This is a genomic window from Halolamina salina, assembly GCF_042678005.1.
Taxonomy (GTDB): domain Archaea; phylum Halobacteriota; class Halobacteria; order Halobacteriales; family Haloferacaceae; genus Halolamina; species Halolamina salina.
In genome coordinates this window covers 15,325-24,069 of record NZ_JBHUDH010000037.1, presented here as the reverse complement: position 1 = coordinate 24,069, position 8,745 = coordinate 15,325, and the positions used below count along the sequence as shown (strand labels likewise).

Here is an 8,745-nt window from a genome sequence, read left to right as displayed (position 1 = left end):
CGGTGGCCCGCCCCGCGGCGTCGCTCCTCGTCGTCGCGGCGTTCGTCGCCCTGAACGTCCTCGGCGTCCGGGAGACGGGCGTCGTCGAGGATCTGCTGGTCGCCGCCAAGATCGCCGTCCTCGGCGTCTTCGCGCTGGTCGGTCTCCACTACGGCTGGCAGCGGGGGAGCCTGACGCTTGGACTCGACGGGGTCGGCGGCGCGGGCGCGCTGACGGCCGCCGCCTCGTCGTTCGTGGCGTTTCAGGGCTGGCAGCTGCTGTTCTACGATCAGGACTCGATGGCGAACCCCCGGCGGACGCTCCCGCGGGCGGTGTTCGTCGCGATCCCGGTCGCCGTGGCGATCTACGTCGCCGTCGCGGTGGTGACGGTGGCCCTCGTCCCCGACCTCGTTCGACAGCATCCCGAGACCGCGCTGGCCGTCGCCGCCGGGGAGTTCCTCGGCCCGGTGGGGCGGGCGGTGATCGGCGCCTCGGCGCTGGTGTCGACCGCGTCGGCGATCAACGCGACGCTGTTCTCGTCGTCGCTGTTGACCCAGCGGCTGGTGAGCGACGACCTGCTCCCCCCGCGGATCGGGGCCGGCGACCGGGACACCGACGGCGCGCCGCCGACCTCGGCGGTGCTCGCCCTCGGCACGATCACCGCAGGGTTCGCCGTGCTCGGCAGCCTGCAGGGGATCACCTCGTTCGCGTCGCTCTCGTTCATCGTCGTCTTCGGGGGCGCCTGCGCGCTGGCGCTGCGCAACGCCGGGAATCTCGGCTGTTCCCGGCTGGTGCCGGCGGTGGGGCTGGTCGGCTGTGGCGCGTTCCTCCCGCTGCTGTTCCTGCGGCTGTACCGGGCGGAGCCGGCGACGTTCCGGACGGTCGTGGTCGTCGGCGTCGTCGTCGTGAGCATGGAACTGCTGTACTTCCGGCGGCCGGGGCTGTACAAGCGGGTGCGGGAGAGCCTGACCCGGTGAGTGCGCTCCCGAGACCTCGTGTCGAGGGGACCGCGGCCAACCGGGGCATGGAGAGCCTGACCCGGTGAGTGCGCTCCCGCCGGTGCCATTCACACCGTCGGCAGCCGCCAGCCGTACCGCAGCGCACCGAGGCGGAGCGCGAGCACGACGCCAGCGGCGAACAGCGTCGTCGTCCCGAGCGCGAGCCCGGCTGCGATCGCCGGCGGGGCGACGGCGCCGCCGACGACCGCCGGCGTCGCGTAGAAGTCCTCGCGGAGCACCGCCGGCACGCGGGCGAGCAGCAGGTCAGAGAGGCTCCCGCCGCCGACGCCGGTGAGCGTCGCGGTGACGACGACGCCGAACGGGGAGAGGCCCGCCTCGATACCCACGGCCGCGCCGGTCGCCGAGAACGCTGCCAGCCCGATCGCGTCGGGGAGGAGCACCGCCGGACTCTCCATCAAATCACCGCGGACGCGGGTCGCGAGCAGTACGGCCACGGCGATCCCGACCGCGGCGAACAGGACCTCGGTGTTCGACTGCAGCGAGGTGGGAATTCGCCCGACGAGGAGATCCCGGATCGTCCCGCCGCCGAGCGCGGTGAGGAAGCCGAGCACCGCCACCCCGAACAGGTCGAGGTCGGCGTCGCTGCCCTTCAGCGCGCCGACGACGGCGAACGCCACAAGCCCGATCGCGTTCATCGCCTCGAACGCGGGGCCTGCGTCGACCATCAGTCCCCGTTGGTGTCGGTCTCGGAGATGTGGCGGATGCGGTCGACGCCGTCGATCTCGTGGATCGTCGTGGCGACCGCCTCGGGAACCAGCGACTCCCAGTCGCCGCCGGTGACGAGCCGTTCCCGGATCTCCGCCCCTTCGAGCACGTCGCGCTGGAACATCGGCGACTGGCGCACCTCGACGCCGGACTCCTTGAACAGCCGGACGACGAGGGGGTTGTTCGAGTACGCCACGTCGAACTTCGGCGTCATCGACTGGACGTGTCCGACCCAGACCGCGTTCCGGTCGAGGTCCTCGATCGGGACGACGTAGGTGGGGATGTCGAGCGACTCCAGCGCCTTCGTCACCATCATCACGCGCTCGCCGGCGGTGAAGGGGTTCCGCGTGGTGTGGGAGTCGCCGGCGGAGCCGATCCCGACCACGAGCTCGTCGACCTCCTCGGCGATTTCCGCCACCATCCGGTGGTGGCCGTCGTGGTACGGCTGGAACCGTCCGATGTAGAACCCCCGCATGCTCACGGGGTTCGCTCCCGGGGGGAATAAAAACGGCGAGTCGCGGCCGGCCGTTCATTTATAAGCAATCGAGCGAACCGGTGTTCAAGCAAACGGCGTCTAACGGCCCCATACCGCCGGATTACGACGGAGGAGCGAATTCCGCTGATGGGGGAAAGTATATCAGGCTCACGAGCCACCTTCGAGGTAGCGACAGCGTTCTATGAGCAACGAAACGGACGATACCGACGTGCCCGACGAGGGGGAGCAGGGGGACGATCCCTTCCCGCTCAACGGGTCGGGCGCCCGAGAGGGCGACCCCGACGAACAGCCCGACCCCCCCGCGGAGCAGCGGCGCCGCGAGGAGGACGAGGACGAGGCTCCCGAGATCGACGACCTCGGGAGCGAGGTCGAGTTCGACGCCGAGATCGCCGACGACGAGGAGATCGGGAAGGACGACCTGCTCGGCGGGCTCCGCATCGACTCCACCAGCGAGATCGAGGTGCCCGATCGGCTGGTCGATCAGGTGATTGGACAGGAGCACGCCCGGGACGTCGTGATGAAGGCGGCCAAGCAGCGCCGCCACGTGATGATGATCGGCTCCCCCGGGACGGGGAAGTCGATGCTCGCGAAGGCGATGGCCGAGCTCCTGCCGAAGGAGGAGCTGGAGGACGTACTCGTCTACCACAACCCGGACGACAGCAACGAGCCGAAAGTCCGGACCGTGCCCGCGGGCAAGGGCGAACAGATCATCGACGCCCACAAGGAGGAGGCTCAGAAGCGCGATCAGCTTCGCAGCCTCCTGATGTGGATCGTGATCGCGGTCGTCGCCGGCTACGCCATCCTCGCGATGGGGAACCCCATCATCGCCGTGATCGCGGCGGTGCTGATCTACATCGGGTTCCAGTACATCTCCCGGGGCAACGACGCGATGATCCCGAACCTGCTGGTGAACAACGCCGACACGAAGACGGCGCCGTTCGAGGACGCCACGGGCGCCCACGCGGGTGCGCTGCTGGGCGACGTGCGCCACGACCCGTTCCAGTCCGGCGGGATGGAGACGCCGAGCCACGACCGCGTCGAGGCCGGCGCCATCCACAAGGCGAACAAGGGCGTGCTGTTCATCGACGAGATCAACACGCTCGACGTGCGATCCCAGCAGCACCTCATGACCGCGATTCAGGAGGGTGCGTTCGGGATCACGGGCCAGTCCGAGCGTTCCTCGGGCGCGATGGTCCAGACCGAGCCCGTCCCGACCGACTTCGTGATGGTCGCAGCGGGGAACATGGACGCGATGGAGAACATGCACCCCGCGCTCCGGAACCGCATCCGCGGCTACGGGTACGAGGTGTACATGGACGACACCATCCGCGACAGCCCGGAGATGCGCCGGAAGTACGCGCGCTTCGTGGCGCAGGAGGTCGAGAACGACGGCCGACTCCCGCACTTCACGGACGACGCCGTCGAGGAGGTCATCCTCGAGGCCCGGCGCCGCGCCGGCCGGAAGGACCACCTCACGCTCGAACTCCGTTCGCTCGGTGGGCTGGTCCGCGTCGCGGGCGACATCGCCCGCGGCGAGGGCGCCGACGCGACCACGCGCGAGCACGTGCTCGAAGCCAAGGGCCGCAGCCGCTCGATCGAGCAGCAGCTCGCCGACGACTACATCGAGCGCCGGAAGGACTACGAGCTGCAGGTCTCTGAGGGGTACCAGGTCGGCCGCGTCAACGGCCTCGCGGTGATGGGTCAGGACTCCGGGATCATGCTGCCGGTGATGGCGGAGATCACCCCCTCCCAAGGGATGGGCGGGCAGGTGATCGCCACCGGTCAGCTCCAAGAGATGGCCGAGGAGTCGGTGCAGAACGTCTCGGCGATCATCAAGAAGTACACCGACGAGAAGATCTCGGACAAGGACATCCACATCCAGTTCATCCAGACCGGCCAGCAGGGCGTCGACGGCGACTCGGCGTCGATCACGGTCGCGACGGCGGTGATCTCCGCGCTGGAGAACATCGGCGTCGACCAGAGCCTCGCGATGACTGGCTCGCTGTCGGTGCGGGGCGACGTGCTCCCCGTCGGCGGCGTGACCCACAAGATCGAGGCCGCCGCGAAGGCCGGCTGCGACCGCGTGATCATCCCGAAGGCCAACGAGCAGGACGTGATGATCGAGGACGAGTACAAGGAGATGATCGAAATCATCCCGGTGTCGCACATCTCCGAGGTGCTCGAAGTCGCGCTGGAGGGCGAAGGCGAGAAGGACTCGCTGGTGAGCCGCCTCAAGAGCATCACCGGCTCGGCGCTGGAGAGCTCCGAGGTCACGAAGCCCGCCGGCGGGTCGGAGCCGACGCCGCAGTAGGCGACCTCTTTTCGGGCGTCCCCCTTCCGTGACGCGACAGTCGAGAGCGACGGCTTCGGTCTGTGGCCCGTCGTGGTGTCGACGACGTGCAGTCGCGGCATCGACGTGTGGCTCGTCGTAGTGTCGGCGACGGTGCAGTCGTGGCATCGACGTGTGGCTCATCGTGATGTCGGCGACGTACAGCCGTGGCGTCGGCCGCGTCGAGCCGACAGGGTGCGAGACGGACGGCGCGATCGCTCACACCACTACGGTATCGAGGATCGTGAGTGAGTACCCGGCAGCCGCGCCGGCCCACGGCGGTCGCTGCCCATCGAGCAGTGACAGAGACGGCGCCGAGAGCAGCGAGCAGTTCTACCCATCACCGACGTACACGGCGTGTCGGCCGCACGTCATTGACGAGCCGCTGGGCTCGGAGCGTGCGGCCGGACCTGCCCCTACAACGGAGGCGAGTGCTGCGGCTGTCGAGCGTGGCGTCCGAAGAAAAACCGCGTGCGGGGTCGAGCTTACCGGAGCGTGACTTCCGTGTCCAGCAGGATCGAGTCCGACGGGACGTGGATCAGGCGGATACGGTAGGAGTTTCCGGTGGTGAGGCCCGTGTCCGTGTTCGCTTGGCTGTTACCGATCGTCAGCGAATCACCGACTGCGAACTCGTCGCCGGAGCTCGGGTTCGCCCCGTTGACGAAGACCCCAAGGACGGAGTCGTTCCAACTCCCCTGTTCGAACTGGGCGTTGGTGCTGTCACCGTCGACGACGATTCGCATGTCGGCGAACGGAATCGCGTCACCGCCGTTCTGCGAGAGTTCGAACGCCGCGGCGCTTTGATTGGCCGGGAACACGTCGGTCGTGTTACTTGAGTAGTCAGCCGAGGCGTCCTCGGCGTTCAGCGTCGACTGCGGTGCTTGGTTCAGGCTGTCGCCGAGGCCGAGCACGAACGTCCCGATGACGGCCGCGAGGATCACGGTGATGGCGACCATCAGGATGACCCCGATGACCGGGCTGACTGCGCTATCGTCGTCGCGTAAGGATCGAAGTAGTTGCTTCATTAGTGGGATGTGGGCTGCAGTTCTGTGTTGGCCCTATTGCTCGGGAGTGGGCTGGCGTGTAAATATGCTGCGAGCGGATTATCCGAACTGATACTCGGAGGATAGGGCGGTACGCAGCCCTTACCGTCGGGGAACAGCGTCGCTGGCCGAATTATCGAAAAAGAAAAACCGACGAATTCCGGTGGGCGTCTATCGCAGCGTGACTTCCGTGTCCAGCAGGATCGAGTCCGACGGGACGTGGATCAGACGGATGCGGAAGGTGTTGTCAGCTTCCAAGAGGGTCCCGGTGCCGTCCGTCGTGCTCACGGTAAGTGAGTCACCAACCGCCAGCTCAGGGGAGTCCATCCCAGAGATCGAGTTTCCGTTGAGGGTGACGTTAAGCGCGGCACCACTTTCAGGGGAGTCCCAATTGCCCTGACTAAATGTCTCACTCGCGGAACTACTGGTGTTACCGATCACGATCCGCGCGTCAGCCAACGGAATCGCGTCACCACCGTTCTGAGAGATTTCGAACGCCGCGGAGCCGCTCGCAAGAGAGTCGTTGAAGTCCGCCGGCGCGTCCTCCGCGTTCAGCGTCGACTGCGGCGCTTGGTTCAAGCTATCCCCGAGTCCGAGCACGAACGTGCCGATGACCGCGGCCAGAATCACGGTGATGGCGACCATCAGGATGACCCCGATGACCGGACTCACACCACGATCCTCGCCGAGCATCGCTTTGAGCTTCTGTTTCATGAGTATGTCCGACTGCCCGGGCCCGGACGCGTGAACGTCCGTTCCACGAGGCTGTCTGGCCGTGAAAACGACGCAGACACGGATAAAGACTTGGGCCTGATTTTCAAATCCAGTAACGCGCGTATTCAGCAGCGAGGGGTTCCCTACCGGTGTTTCTCGATCGGGCCAAATCCGAATAGTTGCCTGTTTTATGTTTTCCTACCGGGGGCGTCGACGCCGATCAGTTCCCGGTCCAGCGCAGCAGCGCCAGCGTCCCCTCGTAGAGCACGATCATCGTCGCCGCGATGATGAACGGCGTCATCCCCGTCGGGTCGGGGTTGACGAGGAAGGCGATGGTGAGGAACCCACCCCAGAACAGCAGGCGCTTGTCCTCGAGCCACTCCCGGGTGACGATCCCCATCATGATCGCGAGCATGATGAACAGCGGGATCTGGAAGATCACCGCCATGTAGCTCATCAGGACGATGATCAGCGAGAACGTGCTCTCCAGTCCGTAGGCGACGGTGGCGACGTTCTCGTCGGTGTAGACGGTGAAGTAGCGCATGATCGCCGGGATGATCACGAAGTGGGAGAACGCCATCCCGATCGTGCCGAGGATCAGACTGGTCGGGATCGCCGCGAGGTAGTACCGCCGTTCCTTGGGGTAGAGGCCGGGACGCATGAACATGTACGTCTCGTAGACGAACACCGGCAGCGCCACGAGCAGCCCCGCCAGCGCAGTCACCTTGAGCTTGGTGAGCACCAGCTCCAGCGGGCCGTACACCCGCGGGCGGCGCCCCTCGATCTCCGGCGCGCCGGGGATCGCGTTGTTCCACAGCGCGTCGATTATGTCCACCGCCGTGGGCACCTGCTCGAACGCCTGTCCCAACCCCAGCAGCGTCAGCGCCACCGCGCCGCCGACGATGAACACCACCGAGAGCCGCTTCATCATCTCCTCGATGTGGGCCGCCAGCGGCATCTCCTCGTCCGAGTCCGGTCCCTCGCCGAGCAGGCCGTCGTCCGTATCGAGGCCGTCACCGTCGTCGGCGTCGTCGTCGACCGACGGCATCGTCGCGCCGCGCTCCTCGGGCGGCGTCGGCGTCTCGGTGATGTCGTAGTCCTCGAAGACGTGTTCGTCCTCGAACTCGTCGTCCCCGTCTTCGTCGTCGGCCTCCTCCTCGGCGTCGTCCGCTTCCGCGTCCTCTTCCTCGCGCGCACCGTTGTCGGGGCCGAGTCCTTCGACGTTCGTGAACGCCGGGGCGTCGTCCTCCTCTTCGTCGGGCTCGCTCACGTCGTCGTCCGCGTCGTCAGCCGGCTCGCTCACGTCGTCCTGCGGGTCCGACTCGTCTGCCATCCGTTCGGCGTCGTCCGCCGGCTCCCCCTCCGACGCCGTCCGCTCCTCGTCGGAACCGGGCACCGACGAGTCGGACGGCTCCCGTCCCTCCTCGTCGTCCGGTTCCTCGGCCATATGGGTCGGTATCGCTCACGCGGTCTTATAGGCCTTTCCGGATCGCCCGCCCGCGAGGTGGAAAGGTTGATAACGCCGAAGTGGCTCCTTCTCGCTATGTCCAGCGCGCTCGACGACGATACCCAGCGCGCCATCGCCGAGGGGCGGGAGACGGCGGGTGCGGTGCTCCGATCCGCACAGAAGGATCTCCAGAAAGTCTTCGTCGTCTTCCTCGTCGGGTTCTTGGGCGTGTTCATGGCGCTCCGCAGGGGCGTCTGGGTGTGGCTCAAGGGGGTCACCACCCAGCGCATGCCCGCGGAGCTCCAGTCGCAGTTCGACATCATCGCCCAGACCCCCTTCGACGTGATCCTGCTGCAGGCGAAGATCTCCCTCGTCGCGGGGATCATCGTCGCCTCGCCCGTCCTCGTCTACTTCTCCCGGGACGCCCTGAAAGAGCGGGGCCACTGGCCGGAGGTCCCGATCCCGCTGTGGAAGGCCGTGCCGATCGTCCTACTCTCGGGAGTGCTGTTCATGGGCGGGATGGCGTACGGCTATCTCCTCTTCTTCCCGATCATGTTCAACTTCCTCGCCGGCAACGCTGTGTCGGCGGGCTTTGCTCCCTACTGGTCGATCGTCCTCTGGACCGAGTTCGTGCTGCTGCTGACGTTCTCGTTCGGGCTGGCGGCCCAGATGCCGCTTGCGATCACCGGGCTCTCCTACACCGGGATCGTCCCCTACGAGCAGTTCCGCGACAAGTGGCGCTACGCCGTCGTCGCGATCTTCGTCTTCGGCGCCGTGTTCTCGCCGCCGGACCCGTTCACCCAGATCATGTGGGCGGCGCCGCTGCTCGTGCTGTACGGCTTCAGCCTCTACCTCGCGAAGTTCGCGGTGACGATGAAACGCGGCAGCGAGCGCCTCTCCGCCGCCGGCGTGCTCCGGCGCAACTGGAACGCGACCGCGGCGCCACTCGTCGCCGGCGTCGCCGTCGGTGCCCTCCAGTGGCCGACGCTCTTCGAGGTGATCCTATGAAACGA

The 8,745-nt window shown here is 67.0% G+C and carries 7 protein-coding genes and 1 pseudogene; 3 read left to right on the top strand and 5 right to left on the bottom strand.

The annotated features are described in order from the left end of the window. On the top strand, positions 1-956 hold a 956-nt coding region (locus tag ACFR9S_RS04790), incomplete at its 5' end, for an APC family permease (protein WP_379818173.1). A gap of 89 nt (positions 957-1,045) precedes the next feature. Here ACFR9S_RS04790 and ACFR9S_RS04785 read toward each other — a convergent pair. Both ACFR9S_RS04785 and ACFR9S_RS04780 read right to left on the bottom strand, forming a co-directional pair. Then, complete coding sequence (locus ACFR9S_RS04785; RefSeq protein WP_379818172.1) at positions 1,046-1,663, bottom strand: trimeric intracellular cation channel family protein; 618 nt, start codon at positions 1,661-1,663, stop codon at positions 1,046-1,048. After that, entirely contained in the window at positions 1,663-2,178 is a 516-nt protein-coding gene (locus tag ACFR9S_RS04780) for a nicotinamide-nucleotide adenylyltransferase (protein ID WP_379730466.1), read from the bottom strand. The genes ACFR9S_RS04785 and ACFR9S_RS04780 overlap by 1 nt, the downstream gene beginning before the upstream one ends. 202 nt (positions 2,179-2,380) lie before the next feature. Between ACFR9S_RS04780 and lonB the strand changes: the two genes are divergently transcribed. Continuing rightward, complete coding sequence (gene lonB / locus ACFR9S_RS04775; RefSeq protein ID WP_379730467.1) at positions 2,381-4,510, top strand: ATP-dependent protease LonB; 2,130 nt, start codon at positions 2,381-2,383, stop codon at positions 4,508-4,510. Positions 4,511-5,013: 503 nt separating this feature from the next. Here lonB and ACFR9S_RS04770 read toward each other — a convergent pair. The 3 genes from ACFR9S_RS04770 to tatC (ACFR9S_RS04760) all read right to left on the bottom strand — a co-directional run bounded on the left by ACFR9S_RS04770 (position 5,014) and on the right by tatC (ACFR9S_RS04760) (position 7,732). Further along, a complete protein-coding gene (locus ACFR9S_RS04770) occupies positions 5,014-5,484 on the bottom strand; it encodes a type IV pilin (protein WP_379730468.1) in 471 nt (156 codons plus the stop codon). A gap of 258 nt (positions 5,485-5,742) precedes the next feature. Beyond that, a complete protein-coding gene (locus tag ACFR9S_RS04765) occupies positions 5,743-6,285 on the bottom strand; it encodes a type IV pilin (RefSeq protein ID WP_379730469.1) in 543 nt (180 codons plus the stop codon). A 220-nt stretch (positions 6,286-6,505) separates the two neighbouring features. Further along, positions 6,506-7,732: a twin-arginine translocase subunit TatC gene (gene tatC / locus ACFR9S_RS04760; protein ID WP_379818171.1), complete on the bottom strand. Its 1,227-nt coding sequence runs from the start codon at positions 7,730-7,732 to the stop codon at positions 6,506-6,508. 96 nt (positions 7,733-7,828) lie between these two features. On the opposite strand from tatC (ACFR9S_RS04760), the pseudogene tatC (ACFR9S_RS04755) reads away from it, so the two are divergent. Further along, positions 7,829-8,698: pseudogene (gene tatC, locus ACFR9S_RS04755) on the top strand (twin-arginine translocase subunit TatC); the annotation flags it as partial. Between the last annotated feature and the right edge of the window lie 47 nt (positions 8,699-8,745).